This window comes from Delftia sp. WSY_7 (assembly GCF_043104845.1).
GTDB classification, from domain to species: Bacteria; Pseudomonadota; Gammaproteobacteria; order Burkholderiales; family Burkholderiaceae_C; genus Comamonas; species Comamonas tsuruhatensis.
Map to the genome: position 1 here is coordinate 852,706 of NZ_JBICLB010000034.1, position 26,377 is coordinate 879,082.

23 protein-coding genes and 1 tRNA gene are annotated in these 26,377 nt (G+C 67.7%); 15 read left to right on the forward strand and 9 right to left on the reverse strand.

All coding sequences use genetic code 11. From position 1 onward, the window contains the following. Positions 1–41: 41 nt before the first annotated feature. From modC to modA, 3 genes are all read right to left on the reverse strand, one after another. Entirely contained in the window at positions 42–1,172 is a 1,131-nt protein-coding gene (gene modC, locus ACF8ME_RS18635; protein WP_392417750.1) for a molybdenum ABC transporter ATP-binding protein, read from the reverse strand. Continuing rightward, entirely contained in the window at positions 1,169–1,849 is a 681-nt protein-coding gene (gene modB / locus ACF8ME_RS18640) for a molybdate ABC transporter permease subunit (protein WP_016453156.1), read from the reverse strand. Before modB ends, modC begins: the two co-directional genes overlap by 4 nt. Before the next feature lie 90 nt (positions 1,850–1,939). Continuing rightward, positions 1,940–2,701: a molybdate ABC transporter substrate-binding protein gene (gene modA / locus ACF8ME_RS18645; RefSeq protein ID WP_392405978.1), complete on the reverse strand. Its 762-nt coding sequence runs from the start codon at positions 2,699–2,701 to the stop codon at positions 1,940–1,942. Between the two features lie 103 nt (positions 2,702–2,804). Here modA and ACF8ME_RS18650 point away from each other — a divergent pair, with 103 nt between their 5' ends. From ACF8ME_RS18650 to ACF8ME_RS18660, 3 genes are all read left to right on the forward strand, one after another. Further along, the gene (locus ACF8ME_RS18650; RefSeq protein ID WP_016447981.1) at positions 2,805–3,632 is read left to right on the forward strand and encodes a TOBE domain-containing protein; all 828 of its coding nucleotides are present in this window, start codon (positions 2,805–2,807) and stop codon (positions 3,630–3,632) included. A gap of 216 nt (positions 3,633–3,848) precedes the next feature. Beyond that, a complete protein-coding gene (locus ACF8ME_RS18655) occupies positions 3,849–4,127 on the forward strand; it encodes a hypothetical protein (protein ID WP_016447980.1) in 279 nt (92 codons plus the stop codon). 93 nt (positions 4,128–4,220) lie between these two features. Next, the gene (locus ACF8ME_RS18660; protein ID WP_017404479.1) at positions 4,221–4,631 is read left to right on the forward strand and encodes a hypothetical protein; all 411 of its coding nucleotides are present in this window, start codon (positions 4,221–4,223) and stop codon (positions 4,629–4,631) included. A gap of 95 nt (positions 4,632–4,726) precedes the next feature. On the opposite strand, the gene ACF8ME_RS18665 is transcribed toward ACF8ME_RS18660, so the two are convergent. Continuing rightward, on the reverse strand, positions 4,727–5,884 hold the full coding sequence (locus tag ACF8ME_RS18665) for an MFS transporter (protein WP_227468451.1): 1,158 nt from the start codon (positions 5,882–5,884) through the stop codon (positions 4,727–4,729). Between the two features lie 736 nt (positions 5,885–6,620). On the opposite strand from ACF8ME_RS18665, the gene ACF8ME_RS18670 reads away from it, so the two are divergent. From ACF8ME_RS18670 to ACF8ME_RS18690, 5 genes are all read left to right on the forward strand, one after another. Further along, positions 6,621–8,789 carry a TonB-dependent siderophore receptor gene (locus ACF8ME_RS18670; protein ID WP_392417752.1) on the forward strand — a complete coding sequence of 723 codons (2,169 nt, stop codon included), beginning with the start codon at positions 6,621–6,623 and terminating at the stop codon, positions 8,787–8,789. Between the two features lie 249 nt (positions 8,790–9,038). Then, positions 9,039–10,235: an imelysin family protein gene (locus ACF8ME_RS18675; RefSeq protein ID WP_312840199.1), complete on the forward strand. Its 1,197-nt coding sequence runs from the start codon at positions 9,039–9,041 to the stop codon at positions 10,233–10,235. Positions 10,236–10,339: 104 nt separating this feature from the next. Beyond that, a complete protein-coding gene (locus tag ACF8ME_RS18680) occupies positions 10,340–11,836 on the forward strand; it encodes a di-heme oxidoredictase family protein (RefSeq protein WP_392417754.1) in 1,497 nt (498 codons plus the stop codon). Beyond that, the gene (locus ACF8ME_RS18685) at positions 11,836–12,930 is read left to right on the forward strand and encodes an imelysin family protein (RefSeq protein WP_392417755.1); all 1,095 of its coding nucleotides are present in this window, start codon (positions 11,836–11,838) and stop codon (positions 12,928–12,930) included. The genes ACF8ME_RS18680 and ACF8ME_RS18685 overlap by 1 nt, the downstream gene beginning before the upstream one ends. After that, complete coding sequence (locus ACF8ME_RS18690) at positions 12,914–14,116, forward strand: DUF1513 domain-containing protein (protein ID WP_392417756.1); 1,203 nt, start codon at positions 12,914–12,916, stop codon at positions 14,114–14,116. The genes ACF8ME_RS18685 and ACF8ME_RS18690 overlap by 17 nt, the downstream gene beginning before the upstream one ends. A gap of 106 nt (positions 14,117–14,222) precedes the next feature. Here the strand turns inward: ACF8ME_RS18690 and ACF8ME_RS18695 are convergent. From ACF8ME_RS18695 to ACF8ME_RS18715, 5 genes are all read right to left on the reverse strand, one after another. After that, positions 14,223–14,299: transfer RNA gene (locus ACF8ME_RS18695), tRNA-Met, on the reverse strand. A 129-nt stretch (positions 14,300–14,428) separates the two neighbouring features. Further along, positions 14,429–15,208: an enoyl-CoA hydratase gene (locus ACF8ME_RS18700; RefSeq protein ID WP_392417757.1), complete on the reverse strand. Its 780-nt coding sequence runs from the start codon at positions 15,206–15,208 to the stop codon at positions 14,429–14,431. A 95-nt stretch (positions 15,209–15,303) separates the two neighbouring features. Beyond that, on the reverse strand, positions 15,304–17,226 hold the full coding sequence (locus ACF8ME_RS18705) for a M61 family metallopeptidase (protein WP_392417758.1): 1,923 nt from the start codon (positions 17,224–17,226) through the stop codon (positions 15,304–15,306). Positions 17,227–17,347: 121 nt separating this feature from the next. After that, positions 17,348–18,058: a DsbC family protein gene (locus tag ACF8ME_RS18710; RefSeq protein WP_034364245.1), complete on the reverse strand. Its 711-nt coding sequence runs from the start codon at positions 18,056–18,058 to the stop codon at positions 17,348–17,350. Between the two features lie 144 nt (positions 18,059–18,202). Further along, positions 18,203–19,348: an FAD-dependent monooxygenase gene (locus ACF8ME_RS18715; protein ID WP_026062153.1), complete on the reverse strand. Its 1,146-nt coding sequence runs from the start codon at positions 19,346–19,348 to the stop codon at positions 18,203–18,205. 175 nt (positions 19,349–19,523) lie between these two features. Between ACF8ME_RS18715 and ACF8ME_RS18720 the strand changes: the two genes are divergently transcribed. The 7 genes from ACF8ME_RS18720 (at position 19,524) to ACF8ME_RS18750 (ending at position 26,361) form a co-directional block, all read left to right on the forward strand. Then, positions 19,524–20,390 (forward strand): MOSC domain-containing protein, encoded by an 867-nt coding sequence (locus ACF8ME_RS18720; protein WP_193726171.1) that lies wholly within the window; start codon positions 19,524–19,526, stop codon positions 20,388–20,390. 69 nt (positions 20,391–20,459) lie between these two features. After that, positions 20,460–21,554: a redox-regulated ATPase YchF gene (gene ychF / locus ACF8ME_RS18725; RefSeq protein WP_016447967.1), complete on the forward strand. Its 1,095-nt coding sequence runs from the start codon at positions 20,460–20,462 to the stop codon at positions 21,552–21,554. Positions 21,555–21,713: 159 nt separating this feature from the next. Further along, positions 21,714–22,256: a CbrC family protein gene (locus ACF8ME_RS18730; protein ID WP_392417760.1), complete on the forward strand. Its 543-nt coding sequence runs from the start codon at positions 21,714–21,716 to the stop codon at positions 22,254–22,256. A 5-nt stretch (positions 22,257–22,261) separates the two neighbouring features. Then, positions 22,262–23,137, forward strand: coding sequence for an SMI1/KNR4 family protein (locus ACF8ME_RS18735; protein ID WP_392417928.1), 876 nt, complete (start codon positions 22,262–22,264; stop codon positions 23,135–23,137). Between the two features lie 68 nt (positions 23,138–23,205). Continuing rightward, positions 23,206–24,156 (forward strand): membrane protein, encoded by a 951-nt coding sequence (locus ACF8ME_RS18740; RefSeq protein ID WP_013804059.1) that lies wholly within the window; start codon positions 23,206–23,208, stop codon positions 24,154–24,156. A gap of 124 nt (positions 24,157–24,280) precedes the next feature. Continuing rightward, positions 24,281–25,162, forward strand: coding sequence for a carboxylating nicotinate-nucleotide diphosphorylase (nadC, locus tag ACF8ME_RS18745; protein ID WP_016447964.1), 882 nt, complete (start codon positions 24,281–24,283; stop codon positions 25,160–25,162). A gap of 194 nt (positions 25,163–25,356) precedes the next feature. Continuing rightward, positions 25,357–26,361, forward strand: a complete 1,005-nt coding sequence (locus tag ACF8ME_RS18750; protein ID WP_392417762.1) for a tripartite tricarboxylate transporter substrate-binding protein — start codon at positions 25,357–25,359, stop codon at positions 26,359–26,361. Positions 26,362–26,377: the final 16 nt, after the last annotated feature.

Consider the following 26,377-nt stretch of genomic DNA (forward strand, 5'->3'; position numbering starts at 1 on the left):
CGCAGGCGGCCTGCGCATGATATCGGTGCCGCCGCGCAGCTTCAGTCCAGCAATGCCATGCCCTTGATCTGGGCGAAGACATGCATGCCCGGCGCAATGCCCAGCTGCCGGGCGGAATGCAGGGTGATGCGCGCCAGCAGGCGGGATGGGCCCAGCTGCAGCGAGACCATGACCTGGCCCGGGCCGTCCTCGCGCAGATCCTGCACGGTGGCCGCCAGGATGTTGAGGATGCTGCTGTCTTGCGGGTGCTGCAGGCTCAGGCTCACATCGCGCGCCTGCACGCGCAGCTGCACGCTCTCGCCGATGGGGCGCGGGCGGGCCATGACAAGGCGAAGGCGCCCGCCGTCGAAGGACAGCGTGCTCAGGTGGGCATCCGGATCGTGCTGCCGGATCTGCGCACTGAGCATGGCCGCTGCCGTGTCGCCCATGCTCAGCGGCAGGTCCAGCCGTGCCAGCAGTTCGCTGGTGGCGCCGGCCGCGACGATGCCGCCTGCCTTGAGCAGCACCAGGTGCTGGGCCAGGCGCGCTACCTCGTCGATGGAGTGGCTGACATAGACCACGGGAATGTCGAGTTCACGGCGCAGCTGGTCCAGGTAGGGCAGGACCTCGGCCTTGCGCTGGGCGTCCAGCGCGGCCAGCGGTTCGTCCATGAGCAGCACGCGGGGGCTGGTGGCCAGGGCGCGCGCAATGGCCACGCGCTGGCGCTCGCCGCCCGACAGGGTGGAGGGCATGCGGTCCATCAAATGGCCTATGCCCAGCAGGGACACGGCCTGGTCCTGGGACACCTTGCGCCGCTCGGCGGGCGTGCGCCGCATGCCGTAGTCGATGTTGCGCTGCACGCTCAGGTGCGGGAACAGGCTGGCTTCCTGGAACACATAGCCCAGTGCGCGGCGGTGCGTGGGCAGCCACTGGCTGGCCGCATCGTCCTGCCAGACCTCCCCATTGACGGCGACACGGCCCCGTGCGCGCTCCAGCCCCGCCAGCGCGCGCAGGCAGGTGGTCTTGCCGCAGCCCGAAGGGCCGAACAGGGCCGTGACGCCGCGCCCGGGCAGCTGCAGCAGCACATCGAGGCGGAAGTCGGCACGCTCCAGCGCCAGCGCAGCAAGGATTTGCGAAGGGCTCGCGGCGGGCACGGCGCCGGCCGAAGCAACGGGAGAGAAGTCAGTCATCATGCGCGGCGCTCCTCGCGCGGCTGCAACAGGTGCAGGGCCAGCAGCACCAGGAAGGAGAACACCACCATGCCGCCGGCCAGCCAGTGGGCGTGGGCGTACTCCATGGCTTCCACATGGTCGTAGATCTGCACCGAGACCACGCGCGTCACGCCGGGGATATTGCCGCCCAGCATCAGCACCACGCCGAACTCGCCCACGGTGTGCGCGAAGGTCAGCACGGCTGCGGTGATGAAGCCCGGGCGCGCCAACGGCAGCGCCACGGTGAAGAAGCGGTCCAGCGGCCCCGCGCCCAGGCTGGCCGCGGCCTCCATGGGGCGCGTGCCCAGCGACTCGAAGGCGCGCTGCAGCGGCTGCACCGTGAACGGCAGGGAATACACCAGGGACCCGATGACCAGGCCTGCAAAGGTGAAGGGCAGGGTGCCCAGCCCCAGCGCCTGAGTCAACTGGCCCACGGGGCCATTGGGCCCCATGGTCACCAGCAGGTAGAAGCCGATCACCGTGGGTGGCAGCACCAGGGGCAGCGCCACCACGGCGCCAATCGGGCCGCGCCAGCGCGAGCGCGTATGGGCCAGCCACCAGGCCAGCGGCGTGCACAGCGCCAGCAGCAGCACCGTGGTCACGCTGGCAAGTTTCAGCGTCAGACGTATGGCGGCGTAGTCGTCGGCGGTAAGAATCATGCTGGAAGAATTCAGTGGTTCGCAGCGCTGGCGTCGTCCCCCTACCGCGCAGCGGGAGGGGGGAAGGCGCGTCAGCGCCTCAGGGGGAGCCTAGAGCCCGTAGCCGTAGGAGCGAATGATGGCACGCGCTTTATCAGCACGCAGGTACTTCATCAGCTCGGTGGCGGCTTCGTTGTCCTTGCCGCTGTTGAGCACGATGGCGTCCTGGCGGATGGATTCGTGCATGGCGGCGGGCACCTGCCAGGCCGAGCCTTCGCGCAGCTTGCCGTTTTCCATCACCTGCGACAGGGCCACGAAGCCCAGCTGGGCATTGCCCGTGGCCGCGAACTGGTAGGTCTGGGCGATGTTCTCGCCCATGACGATGCGCGGCTGCACCTGGGCCGTGATGCCCAGCTTGTCCAGCACTTCCATGGCGGCCGTGCCGTAGGGCGCGAGCTTGGGGTTGGCCACGGCGATGTGCCTGTAGTCGCCGGTCTTGAGGACCTCGCCCTTGTCGTCCACATAGCCGGGCTTGGGGCTCCACAGCACGAGCTGGCCGATGGCGTAGGTGAAGCGCGAGTCGGGCAGGCCACGGCCTTCCTTGACGATCTTTCCGGGCGTGGTGTCGTCGGCGGCCAGCAGGATCTGGAAGGGCGCGCCGTTGACGATCTGCGCATAGAACTTGCCCGTGGCGCCGAAGGACAGCAGGGCCTTGTGCCCGGTGTCCTTCTCGAACTCGGCGGCGATCTTCTGCATGGGCGCCGTGAAGTTGGCGGCAACGGCCACCGACACTTCGGCAGCCTGCGCAGCGACACCGCCCAACAGGGCAAGGGCGGCAAAGGCGGTGGCACGCAGGGGCTGGTTCACGTTCATGGGTCTCTCGCTATTCCGTTGGTGAATAGCGCAGTGTAGCGACCTGAAAATGCGCATGCAGGGTGCAGGCGTTTTGCTTGGCGGGAAATAACGCTTGGCGGGCATGATGTCGCGCATGACTGCCGACGCTCCTGCTTCACCCTCCGATCTGGCGCCCGCGCTGGGCCATGACCTGGCTGACCGCCGCCTCGCCATCCTGCGCCATATCGCAGCAGGGCATTCGATTTCACAGGCGGCGCGCGAGGCCGGCGTCAGCTACAAGGCGGCATGGCAGGCGCTGGATGTGCTGACCAATCTCGCGGGCTGTGCCCTGGTGGAGCGCTCGGTCGGCGGCGCCGGCGGCGGCGGCGCGCGCATCACCGCAGCCGGGCAGTCCCTGCTGGCCATGGCCGATGCGCTGGAGCAGGCCCGTGCACAGGTGCTGCAGCGCTTTGGCGGGCCGGCCGGCGTTTCCTCGGCGGCTCCCGGACTGGGGCTGGGCCTGCGCACCAGCATGCGCAATCTGTGGCCTTGCCGGGTCGGGGCCCTGCAGGCGCAGGGTGCCCAGGTCCGCGTCTGGATGCTGCCCGATGGCGGTGGCGATGCACCAGGCATTGCCGCACGCATCACCGCCGAAAGCGCCCAGTTGCTGGGCCTGGCCCCTGGCCTGCCCGTGATGGCGTTGTGCAAGGCCACTGCCGTCCAGGTGCTGCCAGTGGCGCCGCTGGCCGGTGCGCAGGGCCTGGCCAATGCCTGGCCTGCCAAGGTGCAACGCCTGGCCCGTGCCGAGGGGGACGGACCGCGCGAAGTGGTGGCCAGGCTGCCCTGGGGGGGCAGCGGCGTGGGGTATGCGGCGCAGCAGGCGCAAGGCGAGCCCTGGACGCTGCGCACAGGACGCAAGGTCTGGCTGTCGGTGCCGGAGTCCGCCGTGGTGCTGGCCGTGGCCGACTGACACGACTGACCTGACAGGGTCGATTGAGCTGATTGGGCCGATTGGGCGTCGAGAAGGCCGCAGCGCGTTGCGCGTGCGCTGCAGTGGCTGCAGATTCGGACGGGTCTTATGGCGCATCCCGGGTGGGATACGAAAAATTGTGCCGCAGCGCAACCTGCGCGCTCCGGTGGCGCAGGCTTTCCCGGCGACCGATCCATCGAAACCTCCCTGGCCCCCATGAGCATCCTGAAATTGCGCAGGCAAGAGAAAGTGGCGTTCTACACCGCCTTGCTGTGTTCGTCCGTCGCGGCGTTCATCTTCTTCGCGTCCCAGGACGTGGCGGACAGTCTGGAGCAGCGACTGGGTGCGCTGGCCATCTGCATCGTCATCGGCGCCGTGGTGACCCTGTTCAATCACTGGTGGTTCAGAGTCTGGGGCTGGCACCTGGTGCCGGTCACCCTGCTCCTGTTCTATGGCGGCACGCTGGTCGCAGGCTGGCTGTTTGGCGGTCGATGATCGCGATGGTGCCGAAGGGGAACCTGCCGCAATGCTTTGCGTCGAAGAGCCTTTGCGACTGCCTCCCAGGCCTCACACGGCCTTGCCCCTGCCATGAAGACCACCCTGTCCGCCGCCCTGATCTGCCTGTTCCTGTCTGCCCCGGCCCTGGCCCGTCCGCTGGACCCGGCGCCGCTGGATGCCTCGCAGTTCAACCTGGGACTGGTCGGCCTTGCCGGCGAGATTTCGCCAGCGGAGCGGCATCTGGAGGCCATGCTCAGGCGGCCCGAGGCCAATGCCGTCCTGCTGTCGGTGATCGACGATCCGCGAAGCTCGCCCGTGGCCAAGCTCTATGCGCTGTGCGGGCTCAAGCGCATGGGCAGCGGCGGCTACGAGGCAGCGCTGGTCAAGCTGCGCGGCTTTGAGGGCCAGGTTTCCGTGATGCTGGGCGACCAGATGTTCCAGGAAGACATCCGAGAGGCGGCAGACCGCATCGAAAACCTGGAGTGCAGCGAAGGCGGCTGAGCCTGGACACGCCGGTTGCCGGACAAAAAAAAGAGCTGCCATCGGCAGCTCTTTGCATTGTGGGGCATCGTTCTGAGCCGGAGGATCTGAGCCGCTCAGGACAGCTCGCGACCCTTGAGTTCGGGGATCAGAAAGGCCGTGGCCAGCATGTCCAGCACATAGATGGCCGCCAGCAGGGCGATCGCCACCTGGAACGAATAGCTCATGGCCAGCGCACCGATCACCACCGGGCCCAGTCCGCCCACGGCGCGGCCGATGTTGAACAGCACGTTCTGCGCGGTGGCGCGCGCCTCGGTGGGATAGGCCTCGCTCATCACGGCGCCGTAGCCGCCCATCATTCCATTGACGAACAGGCCCATGAGGGCCCCCGCCCAGAGCATGGCCGCAGGGTCGGACAGCTGTGAATAGAGCACGACCATGATGACCGAGCCCAGCTGGAAGATCAGAAAGCTGGGCTTGCGGCCGATGCGGTCGGCCAGCTGGCCGAAGACCCAGATGCCGACCATCATTCCCACCACGGTCACGGCAGTCCATATCGAGGACTTGGTCAGGCTGAAGCCCAGTTGCTTGGACAGGAAGCTGGGCATCCAGATCATGATGCCGTAGTAGCCGAAGTTCTGGACCGAGGTCAGCACGATCACACCCAGGCTGACCTTGGCCGTGGCGCGGTCCTTCACCAGCAGCTTCAGGCTTTGCAGCACCGGCACGCGGGCCGACGGCGTGGCGGACTGCTGGCGCTTCACGAAGACCTCGGGCTCGTGCAGCTTGTTGCGGATCACCCAGGCCACCACGGCCGGGATCACGCCCACCAGGAACATGCCGCGCCAGCCTATGAGGGGCAGCAGCAGCGGCGTCAGCAGCGCCGCGCCCAGCACGCCCATCTGCCAGCCCAGGGCCACGTAGGACGAGACGCGCGCGCGGTGGCGGGCAGGCCAGGCCTCGGCGGCCAGTGCCATGCCGATGCCGAACTCGCCGCCCAGGCCGATGCCCGCAATCGTGCGGTAGGCCAGCAGGTCCCAGTAGCCCTGCGCGAAGGCGCACAGGCCCGTGAACACGGCGAACAGCATGATGGTCCAGGTCAGCACGCGGATGCGTCCGTAGCGGTCGCTGAGCAGGCCGAAGAAGATGCCGCCGAACACGGCCCCTATCAGCGTCCAGGTCACCAGCGAGCCGGCCTGGCCCGGCGTGAGGTGCAGGTCGGCCGAGATGGCCGACAGCATGAAGCCCAGGATCAGCAGGTCGAAGCCGTCCATGGCATAGCCGACGGCCGAGCCGGCCAGGGCCTTCCAGCTGTAGCCATTGACCTGGGTGGCATGGGCGCCGGCATGCGTGTCTGTGCTGGCGCCGGCAGCATTGGCTGCGAGCGCCCCGGAGGAAGTGGTGGTCACGTGAAGATCCTTGAAAGCCAGGACGGCGCGCGCTCTCGCTGGGGTGCGGCACCACGCAAAACGCCTGCGCCGCCGGCTGAGCCGGCGTGCGGGCACGCTGCGCGTGTGCTGCATCCTGGGAAGGCGATGGGCACGGGAGTCCTGGTGGGAAAACAAGCTGGGCGGCCGGCATGCCGGAGCATGGCAGGGGCTGCGCGCAAAGACAGAGCGCAAGGTGCAGCGCCAAAAGACCGCTTCTGCAAAAAGCGAAAGCCCTGAATCGGCTGGGCGATCAGGGCTTGGAGGCTGCGGGCAGGCCCGGTGAAAAGGGCGCTCCCATGCGGGCGGGCGCAATGGTAAGGGAAGTGGCCGGACAAGGCAAGTAGGGCAGTCTTGCCAGACAGCTTCTACGGCATGGACGGCTGGTACTGCCCGGCGGGCGCGGGACGGATTCGGGTGTTGCGCGGATGCAGCAGCCCCTGTGCTGCCGATGGCCCAGACAATTGAAGAAACGATAATGAGAACAAATCGCATTCGCTTTCTCTTCGTGCCCTTCGACCCATCGGAGGGCATGGCGAGGAAGTTTTTTTATTGCCGTATTGCTGTTCTCCCGGAGCTTTTCATGCCACTGCATCGCCTTCGACCCGGCCATCGCCCTGCGCCTCTTGCGCTGGCCATCTCCCTTGCCATCGGCACTCTGTCCGCCCAGGCTCAGGCATTGCCGGACACGCAGAACCCGGCCACGCTGCCCACGGTCAACGTGATCTCCAACCAGTTGGGCGAGGTGACCGAAGGCTCGGGCTCCTATACGCCGGGCACCATTGCCACAGCCACGCGCATGGTGCTGACGCCGCGCGAGACGCCGCAGTCCATCAGCGTGGTCACACGCCAGAAGATGGATGACTTCAACCTCACATCCATCGACCAGGTGATGGAGCACACGCCCGGCATCAGCATCGTCACCTATGACAGCGAGCGCACCGAGTACTACGCCCGCGGCTTCGCCATCCAGAACTTCCAGTACGACGGCATTCCGATGATGCGCGACTCCGCGTACTCGGCCGGCAACACCCTCAGCGACATGGCGATCTATGACCGCGTCGAGGTGCTCAAGGGCGCAACCGGCCTGCTCACGGGCAGCGGCACTCCGGGCGCGACCATCAACCTGATCCGCAAGAAGCCCACGCGCGATTTCCGCGGGCATGCGTCCATCTCTGCGGGCAGCTGGAGCAACTACCGCACCGAGGTGGATGTGGGCGGCGCACTCAATGCAAGCGGCAGCGTGCGCGCGCGTGGCGTGGCCGCCTACCAGGACAAGGACTCGTTCATGGACCGCTATTCGCGCAAGACCGCGACGCTGTACGGCATTGTGGAAATGGACCTGACGCCACGCACTTTGCTGACGCTGGGCGGCGATGCGCAGAACAACCGTCCGGTCAACTCCACCTGGGGCGGCATTCCGCTGCTCAATGCCGATGGCCAATTCAATGACATGCCTCGCTCGCACAACAACGGCACGCGCTGGAGCCGTTGGGACCAGTACACGCGCACGGCCTTTGCCACGCTGGAGCACAGCTTCGGCAACGGCTGGGTGGCCAAGGCGCAGTTCAACCACCAGATCAACGGCTACAACGCCAACCTGGGCGCGGCGGCTGCGGGCTTCCCCAACCCGGCCGATGGCTCCGGCGTGTCGCTGTGGCGCGGCCAGTACATAGGCCGCACCACCAGCAATGCGCTCGATGCCTACGCCAGCGGGCCCTTCTCGCTGGGCGGGCGCGAGCACGAACTGGTGCTGGGCGCCAGCGTAGCGAGGCGCCACTGGAAGAACGATGGCTACTGGCAACTGCCCGCCGACTATGTGTCCACGGTCAATGACTACTACCACTGGAATGGCGATTCGCGCCTGCCGGTGTGGGGCGCCTCACCCGACTACGTGAACAGCGAAGTGACCAAGGAGCAGGGCTTGTACACGGCGGCGCGCTGGAACCTGGCGGCCGACCTCAAGCTGATCACGGGCGGGCGCTGGTCCAACTATCGCAACCAGGTGCAGGGTCAGCGCGAGACCGGCGTTTTCGTGCCCTATGTGGGCGCGATCTACGACCTCAATGGCAACTATTCGGTCTACGCCAGCTACACCAGCATCTTCAGCCCGCAGTCCAAGCAAAACGAGAGCGGCAAGGCGCTGGACCCGCTGCGCGGCAACAACGCCGAGGTCGGCGTCAAGGCGGCCTTCATGGACGGCCGCCTCAATGCATCGGCGGCGCTGTTCCAGCTTCAGCAAGACAACTTCGGTATCGAGACCGGCGGCCTGACGCCCGGCGGCGCCACGGCCTACCGGGCCGTCGATGGCGTCAGGACGCGCGGCTTCGAGGCGGAGCTATCCGGCCAGATCACGCCCGCCTGGCAACTGCAGGCCGGTTTCTCGCATGCCATTTCGCGCGACCAAGGCAAGCGCGTGGCCACGCTCACGCCCTCCAACCAGTTCAGCCTGCATACCAGCTACAGGCTGGACGGCCCGCTTTCCGGCCTGACGGTGGGCGGCGGCGCGCGCTGGCAGGACAAGACCTGGGGCGACATCTCCACGCCATCGGGCGGCACGGCCGTTCACACCGTCAAGGGCTACTGGCTGCTGGACATGATGGCGCGCTACGAGTTCAGCAAACAGCTGTCGGCCACCGTCAACGTGCGCAACCTGCTGGACAAGAAGTACTACACCATCTTCAGCTACTACAGCACCTACACCTGGGGCGAGCCGCGCTCGGTGAATGTCAGCCTGAACTACAAGTTCTGAGGCCCGGCCCGCGCTGCGCCAGCGCGGGGTCTTTGGCCCTGGCGCCAAGGGCGCCGTGCTAGGCTGGCGCCCGCTGCGGCCCGTGCGCCGCAAGCGCTCCCATTGCCGTCCGTTCACTGCCCGTTGGCCGCCCGGGTCCGTCTATGACCTTGCGGTGCAGTGCGGCGATATCTCGCAGGTTTTGCCAATAAAAACAATTCTCATTACAGTTTGGCATTCCGAGTTCTCCAACCTCCGATCCTTTCTGCCATGCATCCCATCCTGATTGCAGCCGCCCTCGCTTTGGGCGCGGCCGCCCCGATGAGCCAGGCCGCAGCCGCCGGCACCGTTCAACAGCCCGTGAAGAAGAACCTCTCCGTTGCAGAGGTGGTCAAGCATTACGGCACCCTGGTGCACGCCAATTACTCGGATTCCATCAGCTCGGCCAAGACCATGCAGAAAGCCATCGGGGCCTTTCTCGCATCACCCAGCGAACAGGGCTTGAACAATGCGCGCAAGGCCTGGCTGGATGCACGCGAGTACTACGGCCAGACCGAGGCCTTCCGCTTCTACGCCGGTCCTATCGACAACGATGAAGGACCCGAAGGCCAGATCAACGCCTGGCCCATGGACGAGTCCTATGTGGACTATGTGGAAGGCAACCCCAATGCCGGCATCATCAACAACCGCAAGGAAGCCATCACCAAGAAGCGCCTGGCCGAGCTCAACGAGCATGACGGCGAGGAGAACGTTTCCACCGGCTGGCACGCCATCGAGTTCATGCTCTGGGGCCAGGACCTGAATGACAAGGGACCGGGCGCGCGTCCCTACACCGACTTCGTCGATGGCAAGAAGTCCAATGCCGACCGCCGCCGTGAGTACCTGAAGGTGGTGACCGAGTTGCTGATCGAGGATCTGCAGTCGGTGGCCGACCAGTGGAAGCCCGGCTCGCCCAAGAATTTCCGCGCCCAGTTCGAGAAAAAGCCCGACGACGCGCTGCGCCGCATCTTCGTGGGCCTGGGTTCGCTGTCGCGCGGCGAGCTGGCCGGCGAGCGCCTGGAAGTGGCGCTGGCCAGCCGCGACCAGGAAGACGAGCACTCCTGCTTCTCGGACAACACGCACCGCGATGCCGTGACCAATGCCCAGGGCATCCTCAACGTCTGGCAGGGCAGCTACAAGCGCCTGGACGGCAGCGAGCTGCAAGGCCCGGGCATCAGGGACTGGGTGGCCTCCAAGGACAGCGCGCTGGCCGACAGGACCACGCGCCAGATCACGCAGTCGGTGCAGGCGGCCCAGGCCATTCCCGCGCCGTTCGACCAGGCCATCCAGGGCGCGCGCGACTCGGCCTCGCGCGCCAAGATCCAGGCCACCATCGACAGCCTGGTCCAGCAGAGCAAGGACCTGGTGGAGGCGGCCAATGCCGTCGGCATCACCCAGCTCAACCTGGTGGACCCCAAGGCCAACTAAAAGAACATTCACCCCAAGCGTCCAACCCCTCTCACGCCCATGCGCCAAGGCCGCCGCCCCCGAAAGGGTTCGGCGGCCATGGCATTTGCAGGGTCGCCCTCACCATGAAATTTTCCCCATTCCTGCTGGCCGCAGCCTGCCTGAGTCTGCTGGGTTGCTCGGCGCAACAGCAGGAGTCCAAGGCTGCCGCGCCGCCAGAGCCGATGCCCGCGTCCACGCCTGCGGCGCAACTGCTGTTCGCGGCACCGGGCGAGCCGCTGCCCCCGGGTGGCCAGACCACGGTCCACGCCACGGGCCGCAACGCCTTCTCGCTGCCTGCCGCCAACCTGGACGATGCCGAGCGCACGCGCTTCGTCATCGGCAACTCCTTCTTCAAGCGCAACTGGGTGCAGGCGCCGGCCTCCACCACGGCGCGCGATGGCCTGGGCCCGCACTTCCTGGCGCGCTCCTGCGGCGGCTGCCATGTGCAGGACGGCCGCGCCCAGCCGCCCGACTTCCACAACCCGCTCAAGCCCCAGCCGTTCGCGGGCCTGCTCATGCGGCTGTCCATTCCGGGCGAAGGCCCGCACGGCAGCCCGGTGCCGGACCCGGTCTATGGCGACCAGTTCAACACCGAGGGCGTGCTGGGCGTCAAGGGCGAGGGCCAGCTGCGCATCCGCTATGAACAGGTGCATGGCCGCTTTGCCGACGGCACGGCCTACACGCTGGAAAAGCCGGTCTACGAGCTGGCTGCGCTCAACTACGGCCCCCTCGCTGCCAACCTGATGACCAGCCCGCGCATTGCGCCCCAGGTCATCGGCCTGGGCCTGCTGGAGCACATCCCGGAGTCCGAGATCCTGGCCAACGCTGCCGCCCAGGCGGCCCTGGGCGGTCCCATCAAGGGCCAGCCCAACTATGTCTGGGATGCCTACGGCGAACGCATGATGCTGGGCCGCTTCGGCTGGAAGGCCAACGTGGCCTCCATTGCCCACCAGACGGCTTCGGCCTTCCTGGGCGATATCGGCATCACATCGAAGCGTTTCCCGCACCAGACCTGCACGCCCGAGCAAAAGGACTGCCTGGCCGCGCCCAACGGCAACGGCGCCGAAGGCGTGGAGATCGAGGACCGCGTGCTGGACGACGTGATCTTCTACCAGGCCACGCTGGCGCCGCCTGCACGGCGCAACGCCAGCGACTCGGCCGTGCGCCGTGGCGAGGCACTGTTTCACCAAGCCCAATGTGCGCAGTGCCACCGGCCTTCGTACAAGACCGGCGGCGCGCTGTTCCCCGCGCTGTCGCCGGCGCTCAGCAGCCAGGCGCTGTCGGGCCAGACCATTGCGCCCTACACCGATCTGCTGCTGCACGACATGGGCGATGCGCTGGCCGACGGCCGGCCCGACTTCAAGGCCTCAGGCCGCCAGTGGCGCACGCCGCCGCTGTGGGGCATAGGCCTGCTTCCCGATGTCAACAACCACCAGCGCCTGCTGCACGACGGCCGTGCGCGCGGCGTGCTGGAAGCCATCCTCTGGCACGGCGGCGAGGCCGAAGCCGCGCGCGAACAGGTGCGCCAGTTCAGCGCCGAAGACCGTGAAGCCCTGGTCAAATTTGTGGAGTCCCTCTGATGCAAGACATGCGCATGACCCCTCGCCAAATCCTTTGTGCCGCCGCGCTGGCGCTGCTGGCCACCACCCCGGCCCAGGCCCAGGAAGTGGAGGCCAACATGGCCATCCCCTTCTACAACACGGCCCATGCCGTGCAGGGGCTGTATGGCCAATGGTTCTCGCCCCAGGTCAAGGCCGCGCAGGCATCCGCCCAGGCACTGAACCAGGCGCTGCGCGCGCACTGCGCAGCACCTGCGGCACCTGCGGGATCGGCCGCTGCCACGCTGCAGACGGCGCGCCAGGCCTATGTGCAATCGTCGCGGCAGTGGAGCAGCCTCTCGGCCGTGGCCCTGGGGCCGCTGGTGGAGCGCCGCTCGGCACGCCTGGTGGACTTCCGCCCCATGCGCCCGGCCCTGCTCAAGAAGGCCATACAGTCGGCCCCCGCCGATCTGGCTGCCATGGAGCGCATCGGCGCACCCGCCAAGGGATACCCGGCGCTCGAGAACCTGCTGTGGACCCAGCCCGTGGAGCCGCAGACGCCGGCCTGCGCCTATGCCACCCTGGTGGCCGAGGAAATCGGCGCCGAGATGGGCATCCTCCGCAATGGCTTTGCCAAGCTTGCCGCCCAGGACTGGTCCGAGGACGGCGATGCCACCACCGAAGCCATGGCCGAGTTCATCAACCAGTGGGTGGGCGGCCTGGAGCGCCTGCGCTGGGCGGACATGGAAAAGCCCTTGCGCAGTGCGGGCAGTGCAGGCAGCAAGCCCCCCGCCTGGGAGCACCTGGCCAGCGGCAGCACCGTTGAGGTCTGGCGCGCGCACTGGCAGGGCCTGCGCACGCTGGCCGTGAGCGTGGACCGCAAGGTGCCCCGGCCCGGCGTGGACATCGTGCCCATCGAGTCCTACCTGCGCGGCCGTGGCCTCAACCCGCTGGCCGACCGCTGGCTCAAGGCCGTCAACGAGGCCGATGCCGGCATGCGTGCCCTGACCGAGCCGAGTGCCAAGGCCGTCGATGCCGCGACCAAGCCGCTGTCGCGCCTCAAGCGCCTCATGGAAGGCGAGGTGGCGCCTGCGCTGGAAGTCAACATCGGGTTCTCGGATGCCGACGGGGATTGAGCAGGCGCTGAATCGCCGCCGCTGGCTGCAGGGCATGGGGCTGCTGGCTGCCATGCCGCTGGCAACCTCCCATGCGGCCAGGCCGTCTGGACCGGCACGGTCGCTGGCTGCGGCCTGGATGCAGGGCGAGCAGATGCGTGTCGGCATCGTGCAGGCCAGTGCGCAGGTGGACAGGCCGCTGCAGGTGCTGCAGGCCCTGGATGTGCCCACGCGCGCCCATGGCATGGCCGCGCTGCGCGACGGCTCCGTGGTCTTTGCCAGCCGCCGCCCCGGTGACTGGCTGGTGCGCCTGAAGCCCGGACAGGCCGCCGAGGATGCGCAGTGGCAGTGGATAGAGCCCGACCGCTTCTTCAACGGCCACGTGGTTGAAAGTGCCGATGGCCGCCATCTCTACACCACCGAGACCGACCTGGAAGATGCCCAGGGCCTGATCGGCGTGCGCGATGCCATCACCTTGGAGAAGATCGCCGAATGGCGCACGGGCGGCATGGACCCGCACCAGCTGCTGCTGGACGCCGACGGCACGCTCATGGTCGCCAACGGCGGCATTCCCACGCAGTCCGAGACCGGCCGGCGCAAGCTGCAGCTGGACCACATGGACTCGTCCATCGCGCGGCTGTTGCCGGCAGAAGGCGGCGCCCGTGCCGGCCTGTGGAAGCTGGACGACAACCGCCTGAGCCTGCGCCACCTGGCCTGGGGCCCGCAGGTCGCCCACGCGCCCGCGCGCCGCTGGCTGGGCATTGCGCTGCAGGCCGAGCACCGTGACACCGAAGCGCGCGCCGCCGCGCCCGTGCTGGCCCTGTTCGATGGCCACCGTTTGCATGCCGTGCCCCTGCCCGAAGGGCACGAGCCCCTGGCCGGCTATGGCGGCGACATCGGTTGCGACGGCCAGCTCTTCGCCGTCAGTTGCCCGCGCGTGAACACCGTCACCTGGTGGCAGGTGCCCGGCAACGGCCAGGCCAGCGGACGCTGGCTGCGTGGCGATGCCATGCCAGGCGTGTACTGCGTGGCCAACGCAAGTGTCTCGCTCGATGCCAAGGGCCGGCCCCTGCCTGCCGAGCCCGCGCTGTGGATGGGCGGTGCGCGCCAGGCCCAGCTGCGCCAACGCGGCCAGGTGTTGCGCACGGTGGCAGTGCCTGGAATGGCGCTGGACAACCACTGGATTGAGCTGAAGAGCCGCCGCTAGCAGCCGGGGGAGGGCGCCGAGCAGGGTGCGCTCCCGGCGTGCCCGCGCTCTGTTCGTCGGGCAATAAAAAAGGGTCTACGCTTGCACGTAGACCCTTTTCTTTGTTTGGTGGCGCTTCACGGACTCGAACCGCGGACCTGTGGATTATGATTCCATCGCTCTAACCGACTGAGCTAAAGCGCCGTAAGACCTAAATTATATGCAGAATTTTTGGTCGATCCGGGAAGTTGTGCAATTTTCTCGAAATTTCTTTGCGAGAGGCCTGCAGTGCCTTGCCGGAAGACGCGCATTCTAGCGTGTCTTTCAGCAGGTTCAGAGATGTTTGAAGCTTGCGGGGCGCTTGTTGACGAAGGCGTCCATGCCTTCCTTCTGGTCCTGCGTGGCGAACAGCGCGTGGAACAGGCGGCGCTCGAACATGACGCCGTCGGCCAGCGAGCCCTCGAAGGCGCGGTTCACCGATTCCTTGGCCGCCATGACGGCGATCTGCGAGAAGCCGCTGATGATGATGGCGGCGCCCAGGGCTTCGTCCATGAGCTTGTCGAAGGGCACGACGCGGCTGACCAGACCGGCGCGCTCGGCCTCGGTGGCGTCCATCATGCGGGCCGTGAGGGCCATGTCCATGGCCTTGGACTTGCCCACGGCACGTGGCAGGCGCTGCGTGCCGCCGGCGCCGGGGATGACGCCCAGCTTGATTTCCGGCTGGCCGAACTTCGCATTGTCGGCGGCGATGATGAAGTCGCACATCATGGCCAGCTCGCAGCCGCCGCCGAGGGCAAAGCCGCTGACGGCGGCGATCACGGGCTTGCGGATGCTGCGGATGGTCTCCCAGTTGCGCGTGATGTAGTCGCCCTTGTAGGCGTCGGCAAAGCTGTACTTGGCCATGGCGCCGATATCGGCGCCGGCCGCAAAGGCTTTCTCGCTGCCGGTGATGATCATGCAGCCGATGGCCTCGTCGGCATCGAAGGCCTGCAGGGCCTGGCCCAGCTCGTTCATGAGCTGGTCGTTGAGCGCGTTGAGCTGCTTGGGGCGGTTGAGCGTGATGATGCCGACCTTGTCGGCTTCGACGCGAACTTCAATCATTTCGTAGGCCAAGGGAGTCTCCTGCTGGGGTTGTCGTCGTGATGCTCAAGAATAACCGGCCAGGGGCGCGGGTGCGCGTGTGTGCATGTGCGCGCCTGCACCGCGTTTCACGGCGTGCCGGGAGCCTGCGGGCTGTCGGCGCGGCCGCCCAGCCAGCGTCCCACGGCCTCTTCGTCGGTGATTTCCAGGGCGAGGTTGCTGGGAGACGGGAGCTGTGGAGCGCTGGAGATGGCAGCTTTTGCATCGCCGTTGTCCGTTTTCTCGACCATGGCGGCCTCGCTCAGCAGGGCCGAGCCCCAGGGCAGGGTGAAGGCCATGATCTGGCGGTCGCGGGCCACCCAGGCCACGACCTCCAGCGCCGTGCCTGCGTACAGCGCCACATCGTCCAGGCGGGTGATGCGCCAGCGTGCGGGCTGTGCATCCTCGGCCCCGGTGGGCAGCTCGATGGCCAGCCATTCGTCGCCGGCCATGAAGCCTGCGCGCTCGGCCAGGCTGCCGCGCAGCACGGTCTTGACGGTGATGCCCTGGCTTTCCTGTACGCGCAGGCCCAGCCGCTGGGCAGTCTGCGCCGGTTCGGCCTTGGCCTGCACGCCCTGGGCGGCCAGCAGCTCGGTCAGCGGCAGGTCGTCGGTGCCGTGCACCCATTGCGTGATCTCGGGGGCGAAGCTGCGCCCGCCCAGCTCCTGCAGCACGGCCAGCACATCGGCCTCGCGCATGGGGCCGCCCTGGCAGCGCTGCCACAGCGCGCGCATCACGTCGTCCAGCGTGCTGCGGCCTTCGCGGCGCAGTTGCAGGTCCAGGGCCAGCGCGACCAGGCAGCCCTTGGTGTAGTAGCTGACGGTCTGGTTGGGCGTGTTCTCGTCCTGGCGGTAGTACTTGACCCAGGCGTCATAGCTGGCCTGGGCCACGGACTGCAGGCGGCGGCCCGGTGTCTGCAGCACCTGGTTGATGGTGCGCGTGACCAGCTTGAGGTACTGGGCGTTGTCGATCAGGCCGGCGCGGCGCAGCAGCAGGTCGTCGTAGTAGCTGGTGAAGCCTTCGAAGAACCACAGCAGCTCGGTGTAGTTCTCCTGCCCGTAGTCGTAGCGTGCGAATTCTGCGGGGCGCAGGCGCTTGACGTTCCAGGTGTGGAAGTACTCGTGGCTGATCAGGCCCAGCAAGGTGGTGTAGCCCTCGGCGGCCTTGCGCTCGCCCACGCGCGGCAGGTCGCGCCGGCCGCAGATCAGGGCCGTGGAGTTGCGGTGCTCCAGGCCCCCATAGCCGTCATCGACCACGTTGAGCATGAACACATAGCGCTGCATGGGCGCGGGCGTGGCCTGCTCGCCCGTACCGTGCCAGAAGGCCAGCACGGTCTCGCAGATCCTGCGTGCATCGGCAACCAGGCGCGCGCCGTCGAAGCTGGGCGCGGCGCCCGCAACGACGAAGCTGTGGGGCACGCCCGCGGCCACGAAGTCGCCACGCCAGAAGCTGCCCATCTCCACGGGGCAGTCCACCAGTTCGTCGTAGTGGGCAGCGCGGTACAGGCCCCAGCCGCGCGCATCGGCGTCCACGGCGTCCAGGCCGGTGGCGACCTGCCACGATGCCGTGGCGTCCGATGCAAGCAGCTGCAGCGTATGCGGCGTGTCTTCCTGGCCGTGCACGCGCAGGCACAGGCTGGTGCCGTTGAAGAAGCCGCGGCGGCGGTCCAGCCAGGCCGTGCGCACCGAGCTGTCGTAGGCGCAGAACTGGTAGCTGAGCACCAGCGGCACGCCGGCTGCGCAGTCGGCCTGCCAGAGGTTCTTGCCCTGCTGGGCCAGCGCGACGGGACGGCCGTCCTGCTCGGCAGACAGGTCCTGGAGGTTCTTGGAGAACTCCCGCACCAGATAGCTGCCGGGAATCCAGACCGGCAGCGACAGGGTCTGGCCGGCGGCCGGGCGGGCGATGTGCAGCTGCACGCTGAACAGGTGCGCATCCACATCAAGGGCCTGCACGCGGTAGTGGATGTCCGCTGCGGCAGTGGCAGCGGCGGTGGCGGCGAGGGGAGAGGTCATTCGGGCTCCTGCAGGTGTGGCCTGGAGGCTGCCCGGGCCCGCTGCGGCGGGCTGGAGCCGGGAAGCTCCGGCCAAGGGGAATCAGAGGGGCGGGCCCGGCATCAGGCCCGCGAGGTGGCGATCAGCGCGCGGCTGCGGCCAGGTTCTTCTCGACTTCCTGGGCGCTGATGGCGCCAGGCACTCGGGTGTTGTTGGTGAAGATGACGGTGGGCGTTCCCGTGATCTTGTACTTGCGGCCGAAGGCCAGGTTGCGCTGCACGGCCGAGGTGTCGCATTGGGCAGCGGCCGGTACCTTGTCGCGCAGCATGTGGTCGGCCCATGCACCGGCCTGGTCCTTGGCGCACCAGATGTTGCGCGATTTCTCGGCCGAATCGGGGCTCAGGATGGGGTACAGGAACAGGTAGATGGTGACGTTGTCCACGTTCTGCAGGTCGCGTTCGAAGCGCTTGCAGTAGCCGCAGTTGGGGTCCTCGAACACGGCCATCTTGCGTTCGCCCTTGCCGTGGACGATGGTCACGGCGTCCTTGAGCGGCAACTGCTTGAAGTCCACCGCCGTCAGCTGGTTCATGCGGTCTTCGGTGAGGTTGCGGCGTGCCTTGGTGTCGATCAGCTCGCCCTGGATCAGGTAGTTGCCCTTGGCGTCCGTGTAGAACAGATCCGTGCCGATGCGCACCTCGAACAGGCCGGACATGGGCGTGGGGCGGATTTCGTCGATCTTTTCCAGCTGGGGAATGCGCTCGGTCAGCGTCTTGCGCAGGTTGGCGTCCTGGGCGTGAACACCGAGGCTCCAGGTCAGGCTGGCAGCCGTCAGCAGGCAGGCGAAGAGTTTCATGGCAATGCGGAGGTGGGCGGGGCCGCGTTCAGGCCGGCCGCGCCGTGGTTGAGGGGGGAGTGCGCAGCGCAGGGCGCCACGGAGCACGGGTACGAGTCGCAAATCGGCAAAGGGTTCAACGGCAAGCATTCCTGCATGCCGGGCTCAGGCGCCGCTGCGCGGGTCCAGGCCCATGGCCTGGCGCGCCATCCAGTCCTTGAGCGGGCCGAAGCGCTCGAAGCCCTTCATGCCCCAGTTGCGTAGCATCTGCACCGGCACCTCCGGTCGGCTGAACAGCTGCTGCAGCCCGTCCATGGCCAGGCCCATGGGCGCCAGCGCGGCCTTGCGCTCGCGTTCGTAGCGGCGCAACAGGCGCAGATCGCCCGTGCTGCGCCAGTAGCCGCGCTCCTGCAGCACGCGGGCCAGGGCCTGCACATCGCCCAGGCCCAGGTTCAGGCCCTGGCCTGCCAGCGGGTGCACGTTGTGGGCCGCGTCGCCCACCAGCACCCAGCTGCGGGCCGAACGTGCATCGCCGTCGGGCATGGAGCCGCACCAGTGGTCGGCCACGGCCTGCTGCAGCGGCCAGGCCATGCGCGGTGCGCTCAGCTCCAGCCGCCCCAGCGCGCCCTGGCTGATGGCTTCCAGCCGCGCCGTGAAATCCTGCGTGTCGGCGGCCAGCCAGCCATCGGCCAGCTCGCGGGCGATGGACCAGACCACGGCCACGCTGTGGCCTTGGGGGCCTTCCAGCGGAAGCAGGGCCAGGATGCCTTCGGGCGTGAACCACTGGCGCGCCACCTGGCCGTGCGGCAGCTCGCAGTGCAGCCGGGTGGCGATGGCGTGCTGTGCATAGGGCGTGACGGCGAAGTCCACGCCGAACTCGCTGCGCGTGCGGCTGGCACGGCCTTCGCAGATGGCCGTCAGCGGCGCGGCCACGGGCTGGTGCACCACCTCGACCATGGGCTGGTAGCGCACGGCCTCGGCCAGGCGCTGCTCCAGCGCGGGCACATCGACGATCCAGGTCAGGGCGTCGACGTCCTGGCGGGCAGCGTCGAACAGCACGTGGCCGTCCAGGTCGCCAAAGACTTCCATCTGCGTCACGGGCGTGGCGTGCTCGTCGTCCGGCCAGCAGCGCAGGCTGTCCAGCAGGCCGCGTGCGCTGGCATTGAGCGCGTAGGCGCGCACATCGGGCGCGTTGCCGGTGGGAGCGGCCACCACCAGGGCCACGCGCAGCCGTTCCCGGGCCAGCAGGAGAGCCAGGGTCCGGCCTGCGATGCCGGCCCCGCGTATACATACATCAAAGGTTTGCGCCATGGCCGGCATTGTAGGAGTCCGGGCCATGCCGGGGATTCCAACTGGCGCAAACTCCGGCATTGGCGTGATGTGCCGCAGCCTGCGTCGCCATCTGGCATATTGCCGCCCATCGCATGGCGCCATTCGCGCCATGGATGGCATACACACTCCAGATTTCCCCAAAAAGAGCTATCCGATGTTTGACCAAGAAAGAGACGTGCAGGGCCGCATTGCCCAGTTGTGGGTATATCCCGTCAAATCCTGCGCGGGCATCGCGCTGCAAAGCAGCGGCGTCGGCGCCACGGGCCTGGCCTGGGACCGCCATTGGATGGTGGTCGATGTCAACGGCGAATTCCTGACCCAGCGCGACCATCCGCGCATGGCCTGGATACGCCCCGAGCTGGAGGCCGGCCACCTGGTCCTGCATTTCCCCCAGCTCCCGCCCCTGCGCATCCCGCTGCAGGCCACGGGCCCGGTGCGCCAGGCGCGCGTCTGGTCGGATGGGGTCCAGGCCTGGGACATGGGGCCGGAGGCAGCGCGCTGGCTGACCCAGGCCCTGGGCGCGGATTGCGCCTTGGTGCGTTTCGACCCGGCCGCGCCGCGCCGCACCAGCGAGCGCTGGACAGGCGGCGAGGCCGCGCCCGTGCACTTTGCGGACGGCTACCCGCTGCTGGTGCTGAGCCAGGCGGCCGTGGATGAGCTCAACCAGCGCCTGCAGGCCGCCGGCCAGCCCGCCGTCGATGCCCGCCGCTTCCGACCGAACATCGTGATCGAGGGCCTTGAGGCCCACGACGAGGACCGGGTCGACGGGTTCGACGTGCTCGATGCCCGGGGCCTGCGGCTGCGCATGGCCAAGCCCTGCACACGCTGCCCCATTCCCGACATCGACCCCGTCACGGCCGTGCAGGGCACCGCCGTGGGTGATGCCATCCGTGCCTACCGCCAGGACGACCGTGTCGATGGTGCCATCACCTTCGGCATGAATGCCGTGCTGGAAGGCCTGCACGACGGGGCTGAACTGGCTGTTGGCCAGTCCGTGGCCGGCGACTGGCAGTTCGCCTGAAACGACAGGAAATGCCCGGTTGACTAAAATACGGGGTTTGTCCCCAGAATCCCTGTAGAAAGCCCTGCCATGAGCCTCAAATGCGGCATCGTGGGCCTGCCCAATGTGGGCAAGTCCACTCTCTTCAACGCGCTGACGAAGGCCGGCATCGCCGCCGAGAACTATCCCTTCTGCACCATCGAGCCGAACACCGGCGTGGTGGAAGTGCCCGATCCGCGCCTGCAGAAGCTGGCCGACATCATCACGCCCGAGCGCATCGTCCCGGCCATCGTCGAATTCGTGGACATCGCCGGCCTGGTGGCCGGCGCCTCCAAGGGTGAAGGCCTGGGCAACCAGTTCCTGGCCCACATCCGCGAAACCGACGCCATCGTCAACGTGGTGCGCTGCTTCGAAGACCCGAACGTCATCCACGTGGCCAACAAGGTGGACCCCATCGCCGACATCGAGGTCATCCAGACCGAGCTGTGCCTGGCCGACCTGGCCACCGTCGAGAAGGCGCTGAACCGCTACAGCAAGGCCGCCAAGTCGGGCAACGACAAGGAAGCGGCCAAGCTGGTGGCGCTGCTGACCCCCATCCAGGCTGCGCTGGACCAGGGCAAGCCCGCACGCACGGTGCCCGTCTCCAAGGAAGACGCGCCCCTGCTCAAGCAGTTCTGCCTGATCACCGCCAAGCCCGCCATGTTCGTGGGCAACGTCAGCGAAGACGGCTTCGAGAACAACCCGCTGCTCGACAGCCTCAAGGCCTATGCCGAGGCGCAGGGCGCTCCCGTCGTGGCCATCTGCGCCAAGATCGAGGCTGAAATGGCCGAGATGAGCGACGAGGACCGCGACATGTTCCTGCAGGAACTGGGCCTGGAAGAACCGGGCCTGAACCGCCTGATCCGCGCCGGCTTCGGCCTGCTGGGCCTGCAGACCTACTTCACGGCCGGCGTCAAGGAAGTGCGCGCCTGGACCATCAAGGTCGGCGACACCGCCCCCCAGGCCGCAGGCGTCATCCACGGCGACTTCGAGCGCGGCTTCATCCGCGCCCAGACCATCGCCTTCGACGACTTCATCGCCTTCAAGGGCGAGCAAGGCGCCAAGGACGCGGGCAAGATGCGCGCCGAAGGCAAGGAATATGTCGTCAAGGATGGCGACGTGATGAACTTCCTGTTCAACGTCTGAGGCAACGGATGCCGCGGCAGAACTGCTGAAAAGCAGTTCTCGCCCACCTCAGGAAACCGCGCTTTTGCGCGGTTTTTTCATGTCTGGATCGATTCGGTCCCACGCACCGAACGTCCATGGACAATGGCGCCTTTCCATTGGGGAAAGAGAGACCTTGAAATGGACCGCCCGCATTTCAGATTCCATCCCGGTGCCTACGAAGCCGTCTTCGAGCAGGAAGAGGGTGTGTGTTCCTGCTGCGGACAAAACCGCAGCCTCAAGTACGAAGGCCCGTTCTACAGCCAGCAAAGCCCCGATTACCTGTGTCCCTGGTGCATTGCCAGCGGGCAGGCTTGCGAGACATACGACGGCGAACTTGTGGGATACACCGATATCGAAGGCGTGTCGCCTGATCCGGCAGACCCGGAGCCCGCCATCGCCAGGGAACTGCTACTGGAGATCGCGCTGCGCACGCCCGGCTACAGGGCCTGGCAGCAGCCCGTGTGGCTCACGCACTGCAACGAGCCCTGTGTCTTCCTGGGTCACGCCGACAGGCAGGCCGTAGAGCCTTTCCTTGCTGAAGTCCTGCCCGACATCGAAGGCATCTACAAAAAGGATGCCCAGTGGATGCTGGAGCGCATGTCCACGGACGGCATGATTTCAGGCTGCCTTTTCCGGTGCGTGCGTTGCGGCGAGCATAGGCTGCATATGGATGTGGGATGAACCCGATGATCGACTACGAAACGCTCTCCACCCAGACCGGCATTGCCTTGCCGCCACTGTTGAAGGAATTTCTGGCATCGGGAAAGACCCACTATGGCCCGGATTGGGCTGATACCTGGCGCCAGCGCTGCCTGCAGGACCCGCCCTTGTTCATGAGTTGGCAGGACTTCGAATGGATAGACGCCGAAGCCAGCCGGGAAGTCATCGAGGGCTGGCTTCATCCTGGCGCACAGAACGGCCGGAGCTTTCTGCCATTCGCCCAGTCGGGCGCCGGCGATGCCTGGTGCCTGACGCCGCTGGACACGCATGGCGTGGGCGTGGCGCTGGTGTTGCACGATGACGAGGCCAGCAGCCTTTCGCACGCCTGCTTCGATGACTTTGTCTGCGCGGGATTTCTGCAGGCCTTTGCGGACCTGAGCGATCAGCTGGATGAATTCTCGGAGCCGGAGGCTTTGCAATTGTTGCGGGCCGATGTCGCACAGACCACGCGCTTCATGACGCAGGAGTTGGGAGGCTATCTGCAGGATTTCTGCCGGCGTCCCTTGGAGATCAGGCCTTGGCGCGACGGGCCCCGGGCGCGTGTTCGCCAGGTGGCTTCATTGATTTCACAAGATGAACTGGCGGCCGAACTGGACCGGCTGCCCGCCGTGGACCTTTCCTTTCCCGTCGTGGCGCGCTGGGAAGTGTGTTCATCGGACGAGGGCAGCACGCAGCCCGGCCTGGTGCCAGAGCCCGCAAAGATCGACTGGCGCACCCTTGCCGCCGATCCCCTGCAGAAGATGGCGGCCATCAGGGCCTGCCAGAGTGAGCATGGCTGCAGCCTGGGACAGGCCAAGGCCATGGTGGACCAGTACATCGGAAGCTTGGACCGCCATGCCTGAACGCGGGCAACCCCGCCCCTTCAACCCACCATAATCACCCATCCCGCCAACCGACCTCCCTCACCTTCGTGCCCCACCCCACCAGTCCCGCAGCCTCTCCCATCCATGCCGAACTCGTCGCCGTGCTGGCGGCGGTGACCCAGGGCACACCGCGCGTGCTGACCACGGCGGACGGGCAGTTGCTGCCGGCGGGGCCGTTCGAGGTGGGGCACCGTTCGCTGCAGGCCGGCCTGCGCGCCTGGGTGGAGGAGCAGACCCATCACCCGCTGGGCTACATGGAGCAGCTCTACACCTTTGCCGATGGCGATCGCACCGATGCCAGCGGGGCGCGCGTGATCTCGGTCAGCTACCTGGGGCTGACGCGCGAATCCGCGGACCGCAGCGCGGGGCAAGCCGTCTGGCAGGACTGGTACCGCTACTTTCCCTGGGAAGACTGGCGCGGCGGCGAGCCGGCCCTGCTGCGCTCCCACATCGCTCCGCGCCTGCATGCCTGGATGGCCGAGGCGCGCGGCGCCCAGCGTGCGCTGCGGCGCCAGCGCGCGGACATCGCCTTCGGCCTGGACGGCGGGCCCTGGAACGAGGACATGGTGCTGCAGCGCTACGAACTGCTGTACGAGGCCGGACTGGTGCAGGAGGCGGCCCACCGCGTCCATGGCGCGGCCGCCATGCTGCCCGGCGAGGCCATGCACCACGACCACCGCCGCATCCTGGCCACGGGCATGGCGCGGCTGCGCGCCAAGATCAAGTACCGGCCCGTGGTGTTCGAGCTGATGCCACCCGAGTTCACGCTGCTGCAGCTGCAGCAGACGGTGGAGGCCCTGGCCGGGCGCGGGCTGCACAAGCAGAACTTCCGCCGCCTGATCGAGCAGCAGGATCTGGTCGAGGAGACCGGCCAGCTCACGGTGGGCTCGGCGGGCCGGCCGGCCAAGCTGTTCCGCTTTCGCAGCGATGTGCTGCTGGAGCGCGCCATCTCCGGCAGCAAGCTGCCCCTGGCCAAGGGCATCGACGGTTCTCCCTGAGCCGCACGGCACTTGCCCGATTGTGACAATGGCTTGACAGCACTTATGCTCGTATCTAGCATAAGTTCCTCGCTCAAGCCCGCAAGGCCGCGCGCCACATTTTTTTGACCTACATATACTCAAAATGAGCATTAATATTGCCAATGCCCTCAGTGCCCGCCTGCCTGTGCCGCCGCTGCCCGACCTGATGCTGGAGCCGCTGGTGCGCTCGGCCCTGCTGGAGGACCTGGGCCGCGCGGGCGACCTGACCACGGATGCCATCGTCCCTGCCGACGCACAGGCCGAACTGCGCCTGGTGGCGCGCCAGGAGGGCGTGCTGGCCGGGCTGGACATGGCGCGGCTGGCGTTCCGTGCGCTGGATGCGCAGTCGCGTTTCGAGCCGGTGCTGCGCGATGGTAGCGAACTGGCGCCCGGCCAGGAGATCGCGCGCATCCACGGCAGCGCGCGCGCCATCCTCACCGCCGAGCGCGTGGCGCTCAACTACCTGTGCCACCTGAGCGGCGTGGCCACGGCCACGGCATCGATCGCGCGGGCCATCGCCGACACGGGCGCACGCGTGACCTGCACGCGCAAGACCATGCCGGGCCTGCGCGCGCTGCAGAAGTACGCGGTGCGCGTGGGGGGCGGCAGCAATCACCGCTTCGGCCTGGACGATGCCGTGCTGATCAAGGACAACCACATCGCGCTGGCCGGCGGCGTGGCCGAAGCCCTGGCCCGGGCGCGCGCGGGCGTGGGCCACATGGTGCAGATCCAGCTGGAGGTGGACACGCTGGAGCAGCTGGAGGTAGCGCTGTCCCTGGGCGTGGAAGTGGTGCTGCTGGACAACATGGACCTGGACACGCTGCGCACGGCCGTCTCCATGGCGCGCGGGCGCGCGGTGACCGAAGCATCGGGCCGCATCACGCCCGAGACGGCGCGCGCCGTGGCCGAGACCGGCGTGGACCAGATCGCCGTGGGCTGGATCACGCACAGCGCCCGGGTTCTCGACATCGGCCTTGACACCTGAAATGAGGCACCCCCTGAGCCGCTGCGCGGCTTCCCCCGTGTGCACGGCGCCCTCTCTCGCTGCGCGGGAGGGGGGCGTCCGGGCAACCGGCGACACCCTGGCTGCGGGGCGGCGCGGCCGGCTTAGGCCCTTGCTCGGTGTCCCTGAGTTGGGCTGCGCCGGTTTTTTGCACCTAGCCCAGTGGAGCAGTTGCCATGTTTTTTGAAGGGTGTACCTTGAAGCGACGGAGACTCTGGACGCTGGCGGCCTGCGCGCTGCTGGCGGGCGCATCGGGGCTGTGGCTGGCGGCGCCGGGCAAGGCCGGCACGCGCCTGGAGCGGCCCATCACCATCGTCGTGACGTTTCCGCCGGGCGGCGGCACGGACCTGCTGGCGCGGCGCCTGGGCGAGCAGCTGCAGCAGCGCCTGGGCCAGACCGTGGTGGTGGAGAACCGTCCCGGCGCCAGCGGCAACATCGGCGCCCATGCCGTGGCCCAGGCCGCAGCGGACGGCAGCACCTTGCTGATGGCCAACAGCTCGTTCGCCATCAACCCCGGTGTCTACGAACGCCTGGACTTCGACCCGCGCAAGGACTTCACGGCGGTGTTCAACGCCGGCTCCATCGCCTCGGTGCTGGTCGTGCCTGCGGACAGCGCGCTGCAGACGCTGGAGGATGCGCTGGCCCAGGCGCGCCAGGAACGGCCGCTGCTGTTCGCCTCCTGCGGCAACGGCACGCCCCAGCACCTGGCCGGCGAGATGCTGGCCCGCGACGCGAAGCGATTTGTCCAGCATGTGCCCTACAAGGGCTGCGGCCCGGCCATCACGGCCGTGGCGGCAGGCCAGGTGGCGGCGGGCATGGTCACGGCCAGCAGTGCTGCGGCCATGATCGCTGCAGGCCGCGTGCGCGCCCTGGCCGTCACGGCGCCGCAGCGACTGCCGCAGCTGGCCGGCGTTCCCACGGTGGCCGAGCGCGGCCTGCCGGGCTTTGCGGTGGAGCAGTGGCATGGCCTGCTGGCACCTGCCGCCACGCCCCGGGCCACGGTGCAGGCATTGCATGACACGCTGGAGCAGGCGCTGGCCGATCCCGCCGTCAGCGCTGGCTTGCGCGACCAGGGCTACACCCTGGCGCGGCAGACACCGGGCCAATTCCAGGCGCTGATCGCGGCCGACATCGACCGCTATGCCGCCGTGACGCGTGCGCTGGGCCTGAAGGCCGATTGAGTGGCCGATTGGCGAC